Origin of the sequence: Halalkalicoccus tibetensis, from assembly GCF_037996645.1 — an archaeon.
Classification (GTDB): domain Archaea; phylum Halobacteriota; class Halobacteria; order Halobacteriales; family Halalkalicoccaceae; genus Halalkalicoccus; species Halalkalicoccus tibetensis.
In genome coordinates, this window is record NZ_JBBMXV010000001.1 from 348,956 (window position 1) to 364,785 (window position 15,830).

Sequence of the window (15,830 nt, forward strand, 5' to 3'; positions counted from 1 at the left end):
ATCCCGGGCGGATCCCAACGGCTTTGATCGACGCCGCCCCTCTCGCGGGTATGACGGAGGCCGCGGATCTGATGCTACGAAACGCCGAGGTCCACACCCTCGCCGAGCCCGACGAGACGTACGAAGCGCTCGCGGTCCGCAACGGCCGGATCGTTCGGGTAGGGAAGAGCTACGAGGTCGACTTCCTCGCAGGCGTCGAAACCGACACTATCGACTGCGGGGGGCGGATCGTCCTCCCGGGATTCGTCGACGCCCACACCCACATGGAGACGCTGGGCCGGTATCTCGTCCACGCCGACCTCTCGGGGGCGAGCGGGCCCGAGGAGTGTATCGAACGGCTCTGGGGATCGGTCGACGGGGAGGGGTGGGTTCTCGGGTTCGGCTACGACGAGAGCGGGTGGGAGAACACGGAGTACCTCACCAGCGAGGACCTCGATCGAGTGAGCGAAACCCGGCCGGTGGCGGCCTTCCGCGAGGACATGCACGTCGCCTCGCTCAACACCGTCGCCCGCGAGCGCTACGAGGGCGAGATGCCCGCGGCGGACGTGCAGGGTGATGGCGTGATCGTCGAGGAGGCCGTCGACACGATCTACGAGGCGATCGCACCCGGTCCCGGGGAGACCCGCGAACTCCTCCTCGCCGCCCAGGAGTTCGCGAACGCCCGCGGGGTGACGGGCGTCCACGATATGGTTCGTAACTCCCATGCCCCGCGGATCTATCGCGAGCTCGACTCCGAAGGAGCGCTCTCGCTTCGCGTGCGCATCAACTACTGGAGCGACCACCTCGACGCCGTCTCGGAGGCCGGCCTCCGAACGAACCACGGCAGCGCGCTCGTCGAGACCGGCGCGATCAAGAGCTACACCGACGGGAGCTTCGGCGGGCGGACCGCGAAGCTCTCCGAGCCCTACGCCGATGCCGGGGGGACCGACGGGACCGGTCAGTGGGTCGTCGGACCCGAGGAGCTTCGCGGGCTGGTCGAACGGGCCGACGGGGAGGGATACCAGCTCTCGGCGCACGCCATCGGCGACCGGGCGATCGAGGAGGTACTGGACGCCTTCACGGGAACCGACGATCCGGGCGCGGCCCGCCACCGGGTCGAACACGCGGAGCTCCTCTCCGACGGGGCGATCGAACGGTTCGCCGAGTCGGGGATCGTCGCGAGCGTCCAGCCGAACTTCCTCAAGTGGGCCGGCGAGAACGGTCTGTACGCCGACCGTCTGGGGGACGAACGCCGAACGCGGACGAACCGCTATCGGGACCTGCTCGACGCGGGCGCGAACCTCGCCTTCGGCAGCGACTGCATGCCGCTCGACCCGCTTCTCGGCGTCCATCACGCGGTCAACGCACCCGAACCGGGCCAGCGTCTCTCGGTCACCGAGGCCCTGCGGGCGTACACCTCGGGGGCGGCCTACGCGGGCTTCGACGAGGGCCGGCTCGGAACCGTCGAAGTCGGGAAACTGGCGGATCTGGTCGTTCTGGAGGACTCGCCGTGGGACCGACCCGAGTCGATCGACGGGATCGACGTGGCGATGACGTTCGTCGGCGGCCGGGTCGTCCACGATGCTACAGGCTGATTCGCGATCGCGTCGGGCGGCGCGGCGTCAGCGTGTCAGCAGCGACTCGCCGGTCATCGCCCCGGGTTTCTCGATCCCGATCAGCTCCAGCAGGGTGGGCGCCAGATCACAGAGCGAGCCACCCTCCCGGACGCCGTAGCCGCCGCTGGAGTCGTCCGGCGCGAGGTAGACCAGCGGGACGGGGTTGTAGGTATGGGCGGTGTGGGGCTGCCGTTCGGTGCCCATGTCGTCGGCGTTGCCGTGGTCCGCCGTGACGAGGACGTGCGCACCCTGCTCCGAGAGCGTTCCGAGGAGCCGGTCGAGATGGCCGTCGACCGCCTCGACGGCGTCGACCGCGGCCCCGAAGTCGCCGGTATGGCCCACCATATCGGGGTTGGCGTAGTTGAGCACGAGGACGTCGGGCTCCTCGGTCTCGACGATCGAGATCGCCTGGTCGGTGACCTCCGCTGCGCTCATCTGGGGCTGGAGGTCGTAGGTCGGGACGTCCGGGCTGGAGACGATCTCGCGGGTCTCGCCGTCGAACTCGACCTCCCGGCCGCCGTTCAGGAAGTAGGTGACGTGGGCGTACTTCTCGGACTCGGCGATCCGCAGCTGGGTCCGTCCGTGGGCCGCGAGCACTTCCCCGAGGGTGTCCTTCGGCTGGTTCGGCGGGAAGGCGACGGGGACGTCGAAGGTCTTGTCGTACTGGGTCATCGCCACCAGATGGATGTCGGGCGCGGGGGTGTCGAGGTCCCACTCGGGGCGGATGTCCTGCAGCATTCGCGTGAGCTGGCGCCCGCGGTCGCCCCGGAAGTTGAAGAAGACCGCCGAATCGCCGTCCTCGATCGCCGGGCCGCCGTCGACGAGCGTCGGCTCGACGAACTCGTCGGTCTCGCCGCGCTCGTAGGCGGCCTCGACGGCCGCGGTCCCCGAGGAGGCGGTGTGCTCGGCCTCGCGGTTGACCATCGCGTCGTAGGCCCTTCTGGTACGGTCCCAGTTGGTGTCCCGGTCCATCGCGTAGTAGCGCCCCGAGACGCTCGCGACCTCGCCGGTGCCCGCCCCCTCGATCACCGCCTCCAGCTCGTGCATGTAGCGCTCGCCGCTCTTCGGGTCCGTGTCCCGGCCGTCGGTGAAGGCGTGGGTGACGGCCTCGACGCCCCGGTCTGCGGCCCACTCGATCAGCGCGTGGAGGTGTTTCTGGTCGGAGTGGACCCCGCCGGCGCTGACCAGCCCGAGGAAGTGGACCCGTCCGCCGGTCTCCTCCGCATGATCGAACGCGCCCGAAAGCGCCTCGTTCTCGCGAAAGGAGCCGTCCGAGACCGCGTCGTTGATCCGGGTGTAGGCTTGCCTGACGACCCGGCCCGCTCCGATGTTGAGGTGGCCGACCTCGCTGTTGCCCATCTGGCCCTCCGGCAGGCCGACCCGCCGGCCCGTGGGGTCCAGCCGGCCGAACGCGCCCGCTTCGCGGATCCGGTCGAACGTGGGGGTCTCGGCGCTCGCGACGGCGTCCCGGCCGCCCTCGTCACCCTCCTTGCGCAGTCCCCAACCGTCCAGTACGATCAGTGCGGCGTCCATGTCCGGGAGGTGAACCGCCGCCGGTAACTACCCTTCGCTATCCGCAGCTTTTTTTCGCGGTAGGGCGAGGCTCCCCCATGACCCTGGACCCGGTCCACTTCGAGGGGATCGCCGCCCTCGCCCGCCAGGTCGGCCGAGAGGTCGACGACGCCTCCCACCAGGAGTTCGCCGAGACCGTCTGGGCGGAGTTCCTCGACCCGCTCGAGGCCGGCGGCCGCCGCGTGCTCGAACCCGTCGACGGGCAGTTCCGCGGGCGCGTCGCCATCGAGGACGCCGCCCTCTGTGAACGCCCGTTTCCCGGGAGTCACGGCCTCGATTCGGGGACGATCAACCCCACGACCTACAAGAACGGGGTCGTGATGGACGTCGCCCACGCCGCGATGGGTTGTGTGCCGACCGATCTGGACTGTCACCGCGCCCGAACCGTGATCATCGGGATCCACATCGACGACGACGCGCTCCGGTTCTCCTCGGACTGGGTGATGTACGACGGGGGCTACAGCCGCCGGCGGATCCTCCACCTCGGGGACATCGACCGCAAGCGCTACACTGAAGGCGTCGTCCACGCCCTCTCGCTCTATCTGGCCGAGAGCGAACACGCGCTCGCGAACGCCGAGGGGATCGACGACCTGCTGGTCCTCGACGGGCCGCTCTACCCGAAGGGGCTGTTGAGCTGGCGGGATCAGGCGCCCGAGCTCGCCGCCCAGCTCGACGAGGAGACGCCCCGACAGGTCGTCGAGAACTACGCCCGGTTGGTCGAGGGCTTTCTCGACCGGGACGTCCCTATCGCGGGCTTCGTCAAGAACCCGGGCTCGAAGCGGATCACGAACGCCGTCGCGGGGGAGACGTCCGCCCCGTGGACCGACGACGCCGCCATGTTCGTCCGCTTGCTCGAACGGCGCGAGGGCGGCGAGCGCGTTCGCGACGAACTGACCTACACCAACTGGTTTCACTCCCGGGGCGGCGCCGACCGGACGTTCGCCGCCGACGGCGACGCGCTGGGACTCGAGCGCCACCGACCCGCCGAGGACTACGAGGTCACCTTCTTCGCGATCTACGATCCCCGCGACGACGTGCTCTACACCGTCGAGGCGCCCTACGGGGTCACGAAGGACGAGGAAACGCGCGAGGCGCTGCGGACCCAGATGCTCGCGGAGGTCGCGAGCCAGCGCGGCCCGCCCGAGGCGGTGGCGAAGGCCGACGAGCTCGCGCGGATCAGCGCCCGCGAGAAGGAGGGGCTGCGGCGGATGATCGAGGGCGAGCTCGACACCGAGCTCTCGCGGACGTACGACGACAAGCGATGGGGTGGCGAGGAGGCGTTCTTCTGAGCGGCTGCGTTCGATGTCCCGGCGATTCCGACTAGATCTCCGCGCCGGGTTCGGCCTTCTCAACCTCGACCTCGACGTCGGTGGGCGCGATCCCGATTCGGGCGAACTGCGTGCGGACGTGCTCTTCGGCGGCGTCGATCGCCTGCTGGCGGGTGTCGAACCCGCGGGGCATGGGCGATTCGAAGGCGACGTTCATCGGCTGGCCGCCGACCTCCATCTCCGAGCCGCCGCTCTCGACCTCGTAGAACTCGTCGCAGACCCAGACGTAGGGGGCGTCCTCGTCGGGGGCACCCTTGAACGTGGGCGCGCGCTCGCCACGCTCGAAGAGCGTCCCGGTCAGCGTCGTGCCGCCCGCGCTACCCTGGATGAGAAGCATACCGAACCTACCCGGTGAGGGGGCAAAAGCCCGTTGGCACCGAGAAGGGTTTTTACTCGTGCCGCCCGATGGCCGAATCATGTCCGATCTCGGCGATTTCACGTCCTCCCTCTCCACGGACGACGCCCCCTCCGACACCGATACCGGCGCCGACCGCGAGTCCGAGGCCGACCGCTTCGAGGAGAGCGACATCTCCCCGACGGGCACCGACTCCGGCATCGGTACCGTTCCCGCCTCCCAGGGGTTGAAGATCGCCGAGGACGGCGACGACACCGAGATCCAGGCGTACATCACCGCCGGCAACCGCTCGGGGATCCGCCTCGGGAAGTACCTGCTCGTGCCCTACCCCGACGGCGAGAAGCTGTTCTGCCGGATCACCGGCCTCGAGTACGCCCAGGAGTTCCGCGCCGACGACGCCACCGAGATCCACGCCCGCCGCGCGATGCGAAACGGCGGCGTCGAGGAGCGCGATTACAAGTTCCTCGCGACGGTCGAGCCGGTCGCGGTGCTCTACTCCGACGGGGACGACCTGAAACGCCGGATGGCCGACCGCGTTCCCAAGCCCGAGACCACCGTGCGGGAGGCGACCGACGTCGAGGAGATTAAGACCGGCCTGAAGATGCCCGACGACGGCGTCTTCATGGGTCATCTGGCGGTCGGCGGCGAGAAGGTGCGGACCGCGGCCGAGCCGCCGACGATCGACTACCGGCTGAAGGACGACTACGAGGCGGGCGACCCGCTGGTCTTCCGTCACACGCTGGTCGCGGGCGGCACCGGCTCGGGGAAGACCCACGCCGCGAAGAACGTCCTCAGACAGTACCTCGGCGACGATCGATCTTACGGGATGGACGACGGGCGGACGGTCTCGCCGGCGGTCGTTCAGTTCGACCCGCAGGACGAGTACGCCCAGATGCACGACGACAACCCCGCGATCGAACGCGACGACGAGCGCGCCTTCGAGCGCGAGGGGATCGCCCACGGCGGTCACGACGACACGATGGCGTTCGTCCCGAAAGTCGGCTCCTCGACGTACGGGGCCGACGACCACCACGCCGAACAGGTCGCGTTCACCATCCCCTTCTCGATGGTCCGGGAGAACAAGTGGCTCGTCGCGGGCGGCGACCTCAACGACAACCAGTACAACGCCTTGACCTACCTGCTCGATCGCTTCTTCAAGCAGCACGGCGGTTCGGGGAGCTACAGCCAGTTCAAGAGCTTCCTCGACGACCCCGCGCTGCGCGAGGAGCTCGACGAGAGCGGGCGCGTCCACGAGGCGACGTTCGACGCCGTCAAGCGCCGGGCATACGGCTTCGACAGCGTCTTCGACCGGGACGCCCCGCCGATCACCGACCTCGTCCACCGGTTCGTCCGTCCCGGCGGGCTCTCGGTGGTGCCGACCTACCACATCAACGACTCGCGGGCCACGGAAGTGATCGTCCTCGCGCTCGCGAGCCTGCTGGTCGACCAGAAGCTCTCGAACGACCCCGAGTTCGACCGGATCAAGGAGACGCCGCTCGTCCTCGGGATGGACGAGGCCCACAACTTCCTCAGCGGCGCCGAGAGCGCCCAGGCGGGGAAGGTCATCGGGAAGTTCGCCGAGGCGGCGAAACAGGGACGGAAGGAACGGCTGGGCCTGTTCCTCATCACCCAGGACCCACAGGACATCGCCGAGCCGGTGTTCAAGCAGGTCAACACCAAGCTGGTGCTCAACCTCGGCGACGAGGACGCCATCTCGGCGGTGAACATCCCCGCATCGCTTCAGGGGAAGGTTCCCTACATGGAGAAAGGACAGATGGTGGCTTACTCGCCGGACAACTCCGAGCCCGTCGAGCTGATCGGGCTCCCGAAGTGTCTCACCAAACACGAGTAGGCACAGAGTATAATTGAGTCGCCCGTGATGGTCCGGGCATGGCACAGAACATCCTCGTCCCGATCGACGGCTCGCCGCAGGCCCAGGAGGCGTTCGAGTACGCGCTGGAGGAGTTCCCCGACGCGACGATCACCGTGATCACGGTGCTCAACCCCGCCGAGATGAGCGCCGGCGGCACCGAGATGGGGATGGCCTCCTACGCCGACCAGTGGATGGACGCGGAGGAGGAGCGCGCCGAGCAACGGTTCGAGGAGGCACGCGAGGTCGCCGAGGGCTACGGCGCCGACCTCCGTAGCGAGACGGTGCTCGGGCGCCCCGCCCGCGCGATCGTCGACTACGCCGAGGAGAACGCGATCGACCAGGTAGTGATGGGGAGCCACGGACGCGACGGCGTCTCACGGATCCTGCTCGGCAGCGTGGCCGAGACGGTCGTCCGGCGCTCGCCCTGTCCCGTGACCGTCGTTCGATAGCTCCCGTCCGTCCACGACACGACGGTTTTTGGTCGCCGGGACCCACGTCTTCGGCATGGTCCGACTCGACGCCACGGCCGCCGGTCGCGGGTTCATCGTTGCCGGCCTCGTCCATCTCCTCGCCCCAGGGCTCCTGATCGACGCGGCGCGGTACGCCTACGACCGGGTTCTGTCCGCCGAGTTCGACGGGGGCCGCGAGACGAACCGACGCCTCCGAGCGGTCGGGCTCGTGCTGCTGGCGCTCGGGACGGTCGTGGCCTCCGACGATCGGTCCGTTTCCGTCGCCCTGTCGAGGACGTGATAGCGTGACTTGATTTGTGAGTAGTATGAAACGTCTCGGCAGTTCTCCACCCGTCGTGAAACCGAATTATCACGTTCGTAGCGGCGTGAATCGACGTGAAACCACGCTAAATCTCGTGTCACTTTATATACTGGTCGAACATATAGAAATGCAGACACGAGGTATCACTCGATGTCAATGCCCTCCATCCAAAACGAAAACGCGTCCGCCCGCTCGGACACGGAACAGTCCGCCGATCACTCGAACCGACGCCGCGTCGCCTCGATCGCCCGCCCGATCGAGGCGATCTCCTTCTGGAGCGCCATCGCCCTCCCCTTCCTCTACCTCCCGCTTCTCGTTTCCGGTCTCGATTCGAGCCAGCAGCTCACCGCGTTCCTCGCCCTGCTCGTGATCCACGCCGTCACCATCGTCGGCGGCCATCGATACAATCGGGCGTAGGCCAGACTCATCCCATTCTCCGTACGGGATCGCGATAGGCTCGACAGCAACGGGCCGTCGGTCGTCCTACCTCGAGGACGGATTCGTCTCCGGCGTATCGTGTGTGACGTCCAGGAATGCGTCCTCGAGGCTCCGCTGTTCGCCGGTCTCGGCCCGCCGCTTCAGCTCGTCGGGCGCGCCCTCGGCCACGAGACGGCCCTCGTGGATCACGCCGACCCGGTCCGCGAGCTCGTCGACGACCGGGAGGATATGCGTCGAGAGGAGGATCGTCATCTCCCGGGCGGCGAGCTCGGCGATCGTATCGCGCATCGTTCGGGCGGCCCGCGGATCGAGCCCCGTGGTCGGCTCGTCGAGGAGGACCACGCGCGGCCGGTGGAGCACCGCCTGCATGATCCCGAGCTTCTTGCGCATCCCCGTCGAGTACGAGTCGATCCGCTTGTCCGCACCGTCGACGAGGTCGAAGCGCTCGAACAGCTCGTTCATCCGAGCGCGCGCCCGCTCCTCGGGAACGTCCCGGAGCCCGGCGATGTAGGTGAGCTGCTCGCGACCCGTCAGCTCGTCGTACAGCGGGGGCTCGTCCGGCAAGTAGCCGATGTGAGGCGTGACATCGTCGCGCTCCTCGATCGACGCCCCGGCGACACGGGCCGTCCCCGAGGTCGGCCGAGTGAGGGTCGTGAGCATTCGCATCGTCGTCGTCTTCCCGGCCCCGTTCGGGCCGAGGAACCCGTAGACGGTGCCGGGCTCGATTTCGATCGAGAGGTCGTCGACGGCGACCTCGTCCCCGTAGCGTTTCGTCAGGCCCTCGGTCTCGATGGCGGGAGTCATGCGTCGGTGTTCCGCGCAGGGTTGTATATATTTTCCTACTGACTTATCGTGAACCGATCGAACGTCCGGGCGGCGTGGACGTACGCGACCGGCGGGAGCGCGAGCGAACCGATCAGGACGATCACCGCTCCCGTCAGCACCGTATCGGAAGACAGCGCCATCGAGAACCGGTCGAGCACGAGCCCGGTCGCGAGAAGCGCGACCGTCGTCCTGGCGAGCTCGCTGAGCAGAAGCCCCAGGGCGGCCACCGTCAGCCCGATCAGGAGGCTGTAGGTGGCGAACGCCGACTTGCTGGGCATCACCGTCTCGTGGCTCCCCGAGAGCCGCACCGCGCCGAACCGGGCGAAGACCGTGCCGACGCCGCTCGCGAGCGACGCCGCGGCGAGAACGCCGAGGACGCTCGCCGCCGCCAGCAGCGCGATCCGATCGGGAGCCAGGCCGACCAGATAGCCGCTCCCGACGCTGACGAGCAGCCCCAGTGGCGCGAAAACGGTCGTCGCGACCAGCAGGTGGCCGCGGACGAACTGCTCGCCGCTGACGGGCGTCGTCAGCGTCGCGGCCAGCGCCCCGGCCTGATCGCCGAGCGGGTTGAGCGTGAACGCCGCGCCGGCGGCCCAGATCACGTACAGCGTGAGGATCGCCGGGAGGTAGGGGAGCACCGTGGAGAGGTCGTTCGCGAAGATCAACAGCCCGAACAGGGGGTAGGCCGCGTAGAGCAGCCGGATCGGTGCCCGGCGCACGCGAAGCCAGACCACCCGCGCGGTCGCCCGCGTCGGCCGGGAGCCGACCCGTCCGATCCGGCCGATCGGGCTCGAACGGTTACTGCCCGTCCCGGTCCGCGTGGCGGGGCGGGAATCGCGGGCGGGATCGGCGAACCAGTGGCGGTCGGCCAGCCGGACCGCGCCGACCAGTGCCCCGCCCCCGGCGAGCACCGAGAGGCCGACCGCGGCGCCCGCACGCGGGGCGGAGGGTGCGACGCCGGGCGCTCCCAGCAGGACGAGGTCGGCGAGCCAGCCGACGGGCAGCCGCCCGATCCAGCCGAAGAGGTCCGCGAACAGCGACTCGGCGAACGCGAGCGCCCCGAAGTAGAGGACGAACGCGGCGGCCCCGATGGCGGTCTTGTAGCGCGCGAGCGTCTCGTTGACCGTCAGCAGATGCCGGATCCCGAGCCCGACGAGGTAGCCGATCGGGATCGCGCTCGCGACCATCAGCGCGAGCGCGAGCGCCGCCGCCAGGATCACGAGGGGCGATCCCGCCCCGAGGGCGAACGCGCCGACGATCACGACGACCGGCGGGACGAGCCACAGGCCGACCAGGACCACCTCGGCCAGCAGCGTGCCCGCGAGGGCCGTCGGCACCGAGACGGCGGTCAGTACGGCCTCGGGTTCGTCGACGGTCGCCGTCTTCCCGACCGCCCGGCTCGCGACGAAGAAGACGAACACGGCCCAGTAGACGGCGACGACGGCCCGAACCAGGGGGACCGGGTCGAACCCGCCGATCGTCCCTCCCGCCGCGAGGGTCTCGCCGAGCTCGCGGGCGGCGATGGAGCCGAACACGAGCAGCGGCAGGAGGAAGAACAGCCCGAAGGCGGCCGTCGCGATCAGCTGGTAGCGGTTCGTCCGAAACGCCCGCGACGAGCGCCGGAGTTCGGTGCGGGCGATCAGACGGGGCTTCGTGAGGGATGCCATTTCGGTAGTTGATTCCTACTCACAGACGTGCAATAAAAGGGTTCTGATGGGTCACAACCGGTCGCCGATCGCGGTACGGATCGCGGGGAGTTCGGCCGCGAGCCGGCGGCGCTTGATCAGACAGAAGCCGACGAAGATCACCGCGAAGCCGACGACGGTCGCGGGCTCGATCGCCTCGCCGAGCAGCAGCCAGCCGGCGATCGCGGCGACGACGGGCGCGACGTACGAGACGAGGTTGATCTCGATTGGGCCGATCGTCCCGAGCAGCTCGAAGTAGAGCAGGAACCCGAGGGCGCTCGAAACGATCCCCAAGTAGGCGAGCGCGAGCATCGCCTCGGCGCTCCACTCGATCGCGGCGACCGACTCGCCGGGCATCGCGAGCGAGAGGGCGTGCATCAACAGCGCGCCCAGCGCCATCGACCACCCCTCCATGGTCTCGATGGGGAGTTCGGCGTCGCTCCGCTCGAGCAGCACGCTCCCGAGCGCGAACGCGGCCGTTGCGACGAGTATCAGCCCCGTCGCGACCACGTCCGCCGAGAGGACGTTCCCGGGGTCGGGCCGCGAGAGGATCACGACGCCGACGAGCCCGAGCGCCATGCCGAGCAGGCCCGCGGGAGCGAGGCGTTCGCTGGGCAGCCAGACGCGCGCGAAGGCGGTCGTCAGGACGGGCGAGAGGCTGACGATCACGGCGGCCATCGCGCTGGTAATGCTCTGCTGGCCGACGAACAACAGCGCGTGGTAGGCCGCGATGAGGAAGACGCCGCCGATCGCCACGAGCCCCCACTCCCCGCGGGTTCGCGGCACCGGATAGTCGGTAGCGTAGAACGCGTACCCGAGCATGAAGACGGCCGCGATGTCGTAGCGAAGCGCGGCGAAGAGGACGGGCGGGAAGTACTCGAGGCCGGCCCGGATGGCGACGAAGGCAGTCCCCCACGCGACCGAGAGCAGGAGGAACAGGACGAGGGTTCGATGCCGGCTCACGGCGAACCTGTCGCGCCGACCGTCTTGAAGGGCTCGAACCCGGGTCACGTTTATATAGGATCGCCGTCATACACGGTAGCATGGCCGCTTATGGCCGTCAGTCCCTCCGGGATCGTTTCGACAGCGCCCCGACCCCCCACGTCGCGCACCCTCCCCGAACCCACCATCGGGACTTCTACGTCGCGACCGACGGGTCGTATCACCTCCACGACCATCGGGCGGGGATGGGCGTCGTCATCGAGACGCGCGACGGCACGCGCGTCGCCCGCTTCGCCCTCCCCACGACGGCGACCGACAACAACGTCGCCGAGTATCAGGCGCTCCACTTCGGGCTCGACGTGCTCGCCGCGCGCACCCCGCCGTCCGTCCGGGTCGGCGTCCTCACCGACCACGACAGCCTAGCGACGAACGTCAACGCCGCCGCCCTCGCGAGCGACGGCTGGCGCCCCGGCGAGATCAGGACCCCCGCCGCGAGCGGGAACCACTGGCGGGGGATCCGCGCGCGCATCGCCGGCTTCGAGGAACTGCGCGCGGCGGTGATCGACGGCACCGAGAACCCCGCCCACCCGCTCGCGAACTCCCCCGAGGAGTACGCCCACGTCAACCGCGAACCCGATCGGTGTGTTCGCCCGGAAACGGACGCGTCCCCAACGAAACGCGGCCCGGGCGTCCCGCCGCCGTCGCGGGCCGACCGCCACGCGAGCGACTAGGCGACTACTCGATGTGGAGGATCGCCGGCCGTTCGACCTCCAGCCCGCCCTTCGAGACCGTCCCCGTCGGCCACTCGCCGGTGCTCGTCAGGACCTCCGGCTCGTCCTCCGTGACTAGCACGGTGTCCTCGCTTTTCGCGCCCTGTACGGTGGGGTTCCACGCGTAGGCCATCGGCAGCGTCACCTCCCCGTCGTGCCACGGCGTCGCGATCCATTCCCGGCCCCGGTAGCCGGCGGCTCCACCCTGGTGGTGGCGTTTCCACTCGCGGGGGTAGCTCACCCCGCGGTAGGCCTCCTGGATCGACCCGAAGACCTCCCTCGCGGTCCCGCCGGCCCGCCCCACCCGGCGGGTCGCGGCCAGCGCCGCCGTTTCGACCTTCGTCGCGGCCTCGTGTCGTGACTCGAGCCAGTCGGGCGCGTCGAACGCCACGGTGCGGGTACAGCTCGCGTTGAGGCCGTCCCGCCGCGCCGTGACCGAGACCAGCGCGTACTTGCCGAGCTTCCTCGTCGTCGGCGTGTAGTGGCGGTACTCGCGGGCGCGCTTCGCGCCCCCGACGAGCGCGACGGGCGAGTCGATCCCCCGATTCGCGAGCTTTCCTCGAAGGTCGGCGGCGACTTCGCGTTCCGTGTCGGTCGGTTCGAGCCCTCGGCAGACTTCCTCGAGGACCTCGGCGGTTTCACGGCCGAGATCGCGATACCGATCGATGTCACCCTCGGTGAGGGGGTAGCGGAGCGCGCTGATGTCGACGTGTCGAAGCCCGGGCACCCGGAAGTCGGCGGCAGCGGGGCCGTCGACGTGGGAAGCGACGGCGTCGGCGAGCGAGCTGCCGTACCAGTCGTAGGTGAGCACCCGCTCGCCCGAGAGCTCCTCCTCCGCGAGCCGCGGGGCCTCGATGTTGTCGGTGATGACCGTCACCTCGTGGCCATCGTAGCCCGCGGCGGCGACGCCGAGCTCCCCCGCGCGGTCGACGACGCTGTCCCCGCCGGTGAGCCACGCGAAGTTCTCGGGTCGCGCGAGCCAGATCGAGTCGAGGTCGTGGCGCATCCGGTAGGCGTCCAGTCGAGTGCGTTTCATGGTCGGGAATCGCCCGGAAGGACCAAAACTGCCGGGGGCCGATGGCGGGTGGACAGACCTATGTGCGGCCGGCCCCGAGGGCCGGACGATAGCTATGACGCGAGTACCGACGCGGGGGATGCCATGACCCGCTCGCGGCTGCGCACCCTCCTGCTTGCGACCGCCGGCCTCACCTACGTCCTGTTGTTGATCGGGATCTACACCGCCGCCTCCGGCGCGGGCCTGACCTGCGAGGGGCGCTGGCCGCTCTGTGACGGCGCCGTCTTCGGGCTGTTTCCCGCGAACTGGCCCAGCTTCATCGAGTGGTTCCACCGGCTGATCGCGATGATCGCCGGCTTCGTCGTGATCGGCGCGACCTACGGCGCCTGGCGCTGGCAGGACGACCGCCGGATCAGACTGGGGATGACGCTCGCGCTCGCGCTCTACCCGCTGCAGGCGCTTCTGGGCGCCGGGACGGTGCTCGACTACTCGCTGCTCTACCTCACGGCGCACTTCCTCACCGCGCTCGTGATCTTCGGCTCGATCGTCGCCGCGACGTTGTGGTACCTGCCCGAACTCGCGACGCTCTCGCGCATCCGGTATACGCTTCTGGCCGTCGTCGGGCTGTTCCCGGTGCTCGTCGCGCTCTCGCCGGGGACGCTGGTCGCCCACACCGCGGCCGTCCAGGCCGTCTACTACGCGATCGGGCTCGCGATGTTCGCGCTATTGCTCGCCGTGGCGGTCTGGTCCGGTCTCCTCGAATCGGCGGCCGATCGCCTCTCGCGGGTGCGCCTGCTCGCCGGCGTCGGGGCGGTGGTCCTGGCGGCCCAGCTCCTGCTCGGGCGCTACGTCTACACCGACCTGATCCAGCTGCTCGACGCGACCGCGATGACCGCGGCGTTCCTGATCGCCGCCGCGGCGGCGTGGCTCACCTACCGGATCGAACCACCCGCGGCCAGCCCGCAGGCTCAGTAGTAGTACAGCTCGATCGGGTTCTCACAGTCGAGACAGCTCTCGATACTGCCGGTCAGCCGGCCGCTCTCCGGCGGTGAGTTCGTCGCCGCCGCGATCGAGGCGCCACAGTGCGGGCAGGTAACACGGAGTTCGGTGGAGGACATGGACTCTACCGTTCGTATCGTTGATATATAGTTATGACGGCCCTACCGACGGAACGTCACATGAAGTCGCCGAGCCCGGACTGGGAGTCGTTCTCGTCCTCACCTTCGTCACCATCATCGTCGGCCTCCCGCTCGGTCTCGGCGCCGTCGGTCGTTTCTTTGCCGGGATCATCCTCAGTCACGGCCTCGTCCTCGTCGGTAGTCGACCGCCTCGCGCCCTCAAAGGCACCTCCCGATCCCTCGACGGCGGCCTCCTCGCGCAGGCGCTCGGCGTCCGCGACGATATCTTGGACCTTGTTGGTGTCCTTCCCGCTACCGGTGACGAACGAGACGTGTTCGGCGTCGAGTTCGTAGCGGGCGGTCATCGCGACCGTCAGTTCGCGGTTCTTGCAGTGGTGGGTCATCGCCGCGAGATACGGCAGGACCTCCCGGCGGGCGCTCGACATGCTCACCCCACCTGACTCGGCGATCTTCCGGGCGACGTAGTCCCGCCGGTCGCGCGCGCTCCGCGAGCTCCCGAGCTTGCGCCAGTAGCTCGGCGGGCCGTAGCGGGTCCACCCGCCCTTGGGCTCGCGGCGGGCGGCGGCGACCCCGGCGGTCATGTTGTCGCCCGCGTAGCGCCAGTAGGAGTAGTTCTGCGTCGCACGCACGCGCCCGAGCCACCGGTCGGCCCGCGCGAGGGCGGTGTAGGCGTCCGCGAGCTCGCCCCCTTCGAAGTCCTTGGGAACGTTGTCCTCGATCCAGTTGATGAGGTCGTCGGGGGTCTCGTCGACGTCGTAGGAGGCATACAGCGCCTCCTGTGCGCCCTTCTCCTTGATCACCTCGTCGAGGAAGTCGAAGATGCCCTTGGTACGGTCGCGCTCGCCGGTGACGACCGCCTCCGCAGTGAGGCGATCCTCCGTCTCGGCGATCGCCTGGAGGTCGTTGACCGCGGAACGCAGGTCCCCGCTCGTGTTCTCGGCGATCGCTTCCAGCGCTTCCGTCTCGAACTCGATGCCCTCCTGGCGGCAGATGTCCCGCAGCACGGGCACGATCGAGCGCTTCGAGACGTCGCGGAACTCGATGGTCTCACAGGAGTTCCGCAGGCCCTGGGACATGTCGTAGAACTCGTTCGCGATCAGCACCACCGGCTGGTTTGCCGACTTGATCACGTCCGTGACCGCCCGCGAGCCGCCGTAGTCGACGTTGCCGTGGAAGTTGTCGGCCTCGTCGAGGATCACGAGCCGCCGGCCCGCACTCCCTTCGGTGAGGGTGCCGCTCCGGGCGGCCTCGCCCGCGATCCGCTTGACGATGTCGGCCTTCCGTTGGTCCGAGGCGTTGAGCTCGATCGTCGGCCAGCCCAGGTCGTTCGCGAGCGCGTGGGCCGCCGAGGTCTTGCCGACGCCGGGGCTCCCGTGGAGGATGACCGCCTTCCGGTGGTCCTCCCAGCTCTCGGCCCACTCCCGCAGCGCGTCGCGGGCCTTGTCGTTGCCCCGCACCTCGGCGAGCGTGGAGGGGCGGTACCGCTCGGTCCAGTCGGCCATTGTCGAAGGGAGGCGTGTGG

At 69.2% G+C, this 15,830-nt stretch carries 16 protein-coding genes; 8 read left to right on the top strand and 8 right to left on the bottom strand.

The features are described 5' to 3' along the window. Nucleotides 1-50: 50 nt before the first annotated feature. The gene (locus WOA58_RS02020) at nt 51-1,574 is read left to right on the top strand and encodes an amidohydrolase (protein WP_340602471.1); all 1,524 of its coding nucleotides are present in this window, start codon (nt 51-53) and stop codon (nt 1,572-1,574) included. A gap of 27 nt (nt 1,575-1,601) precedes the next feature. On the opposite strand, the gene gpmI is transcribed toward WOA58_RS02020, so the two are convergent. Continuing rightward, nucleotides 1,602-3,128, bottom strand: coding sequence for a 2,3-bisphosphoglycerate-independent phosphoglycerate mutase (gpmI, locus tag WOA58_RS02025; RefSeq protein WP_340602472.1), 1,527 nt, complete (start codon nt 3,126-3,128; stop codon nt 1,602-1,604). A 77-nt stretch (nt 3,129-3,205) separates the two neighbouring features. Between gpmI and WOA58_RS02030 the strand changes: the two genes are divergently transcribed. Then, the gene (locus WOA58_RS02030) at nt 3,206-4,456 is read left to right on the top strand and encodes a DNA double-strand break repair nuclease NurA (protein WP_340602473.1); all 1,251 of its coding nucleotides are present in this window, start codon (nt 3,206-3,208) and stop codon (nt 4,454-4,456) included. Nucleotides 4,457-4,487: 31 nt separating this feature from the next. Here the strand turns inward: WOA58_RS02030 and WOA58_RS02035 are convergent, their stop codons facing one another. Further along, on the bottom strand, nt 4,488-4,832 hold the full coding sequence (locus WOA58_RS02035; RefSeq protein ID WP_340602474.1) for a DUF7113 family protein: 345 nt from the start codon (nt 4,830-4,832) through the stop codon (nt 4,488-4,490). A 79-nt stretch (nt 4,833-4,911) separates the two neighbouring features. On the opposite strand from WOA58_RS02035, the gene WOA58_RS02040 reads away from it, so the two are divergent. The 4 genes from WOA58_RS02040 to WOA58_RS02055 all read left to right on the top strand — a co-directional run bounded on the left by WOA58_RS02040 (nt 4,912) and on the right by WOA58_RS02055 (nt 7,911). Next, complete coding sequence (locus tag WOA58_RS02040; protein WP_340602475.1) at nt 4,912-6,702, top strand: ATP-binding protein; 1,791 nt, start codon at nt 4,912-4,914, stop codon at nt 6,700-6,702. Between the two features lie 38 nt (nt 6,703-6,740). Continuing rightward, nucleotides 6,741-7,172, top strand: coding sequence for a universal stress protein (locus WOA58_RS02045; RefSeq protein ID WP_340602477.1), 432 nt, complete (start codon nt 6,741-6,743; stop codon nt 7,170-7,172). A gap of 55 nt (nt 7,173-7,227) precedes the next feature. After that, nucleotides 7,228-7,473 (top strand): hypothetical protein, encoded by a 246-nt coding sequence (locus WOA58_RS02050; protein ID WP_340602478.1) that lies wholly within the window; start codon nt 7,228-7,230, stop codon nt 7,471-7,473. Between the two features lie 171 nt (nt 7,474-7,644). Then, nucleotides 7,645-7,911 (top strand): hypothetical protein, encoded by a 267-nt coding sequence (locus WOA58_RS02055; RefSeq protein WP_340602479.1) that lies wholly within the window; start codon nt 7,645-7,647, stop codon nt 7,909-7,911. A gap of 66 nt (nt 7,912-7,977) precedes the next feature. On the opposite strand, the gene WOA58_RS02060 is transcribed toward WOA58_RS02055, so the two are convergent. The 3 genes from WOA58_RS02060 to WOA58_RS02070 are packed head-to-tail and all read right to left on the bottom strand — an operon-like array spanning nt 7,978 to nt 11,405. Next, complete coding sequence (locus tag WOA58_RS02060; protein WP_340602480.1) at nt 7,978-8,736, bottom strand: ABC transporter ATP-binding protein; 759 nt, start codon at nt 8,734-8,736, stop codon at nt 7,978-7,980. 35 nt (nt 8,737-8,771) lie between these two features. Then, nucleotides 8,772-10,424: a hypothetical protein gene (locus WOA58_RS02065; protein WP_340602481.1), complete on the bottom strand. Its 1,653-nt coding sequence runs from the start codon at nt 10,422-10,424 to the stop codon at nt 8,772-8,774. A 51-nt stretch (nt 10,425-10,475) separates the two neighbouring features. Next, complete coding sequence (locus WOA58_RS02070; RefSeq protein ID WP_340602482.1) at nt 10,476-11,405, bottom strand: DMT family transporter; 930 nt, start codon at nt 11,403-11,405, stop codon at nt 10,476-10,478. An 80-nt stretch (nt 11,406-11,485) separates the two neighbouring features. Here WOA58_RS02070 and WOA58_RS02075 point away from each other — a divergent pair, with 80 nt between their 5' ends. Next, nucleotides 11,486-12,115, top strand: a complete 630-nt coding sequence (locus WOA58_RS02075) for a reverse transcriptase-like protein (protein ID WP_340602484.1) — start codon at nt 11,486-11,488, stop codon at nt 12,113-12,115. 4 nt (nt 12,116-12,119) lie between these two features. On the opposite strand, the gene WOA58_RS02080 is transcribed toward WOA58_RS02075, so the two are convergent. Further along, nucleotides 12,120-13,190, bottom strand: coding sequence for a M24 family metallopeptidase (locus WOA58_RS02080; protein ID WP_340602485.1), 1,071 nt, complete (start codon nt 13,188-13,190; stop codon nt 12,120-12,122). A gap of 123 nt (nt 13,191-13,313) precedes the next feature. On the opposite strand from WOA58_RS02080, the gene WOA58_RS02085 reads away from it, so the two are divergent. After that, the gene (locus WOA58_RS02085) at nt 13,314-14,144 is read left to right on the top strand and encodes a COX15/CtaA family protein (protein ID WP_340602486.1); all 831 of its coding nucleotides are present in this window, start codon (nt 13,314-13,316) and stop codon (nt 14,142-14,144) included. Here WOA58_RS02085 and WOA58_RS02090 read toward each other — a convergent pair. Further along, nucleotides 14,138-14,287 carry a hypothetical protein gene (locus WOA58_RS02090; protein ID WP_340602487.1) on the bottom strand — a complete coding sequence of 50 codons (150 nt, stop codon included), beginning with the start codon at nt 14,285-14,287 and terminating at the stop codon, nt 14,138-14,140. The two genes, WOA58_RS02085 and WOA58_RS02090, sit on opposite strands and share 7 nt — an antisense overlap. Nucleotides 14,288-14,343: 56 nt before the next feature. Continuing rightward, nucleotides 14,344-15,810 (bottom strand): replication factor C large subunit, encoded by a 1,467-nt coding sequence (locus WOA58_RS02095; protein ID WP_340602489.1) that lies wholly within the window; start codon nt 15,808-15,810, stop codon nt 14,344-14,346. Nucleotides 15,811-15,830 lie beyond the last annotated feature (20 nt).